This window comes from Georgenia sp. 311 (assembly GCF_006151955.1).
Classification (GTDB): Bacteria; Actinomycetota; Actinomycetes; order Actinomycetales; family Actinomycetaceae; genus Oceanitalea; species Oceanitalea wutianyii.
In genome coordinates this window covers 48,278-48,683 of sequence record NZ_VDFS01000059.1, presented here as the reverse complement: position 1 = coordinate 48,683, position 406 = coordinate 48,278, and the positions used below count along the sequence as shown (strand labels likewise).

The 406-nt window shown below is 73.2% G+C and carries 1 pseudogene; it reads left to right on the top strand.

Features of this window, described 5'->3' with window-relative positions:
* A pseudogene (locus FHE66_RS15620) lies at positions 1-406 on the top strand (carbohydrate kinase family protein); the annotation flags it as partial.

Below are 406 nucleotides of genomic sequence, written 5' to 3'. Positions count from 1 at the left end.
TCGGCCTGGCGACCGGCCTGGCCACCGGCTTCGGTGACGACGTCTACGCCCGCTGGTGCTGGGAGATCCTCGCCGACGAGGCGATCGACCTGTCCCGCTCGGTCCGGCTGCCCCAGCACACCTCGGTCACCGTCTCCCTCGCCTACGGGGGAGACCGGTCGATGATCACCCACGGCCACCCGCTGACCCTCGGCTACGACGAGCTCATCGGCGACCCGCCCCCCGCGCGCGCCGTCATCATCGACCTCGACGACGAGCGTGCCGAGGAGCGCTGGTGGCGCCGCGCCGCCGCCGCCGGTGCGCGCGTCTTCGCCGACCTCGGCTGGGACCCCACCGAGAAGTGGGACCACAGCAAGCTGTCCGCGCTCGAGGACTGCTACGCGTTCCTGCCCAACGCCGCCGAGGC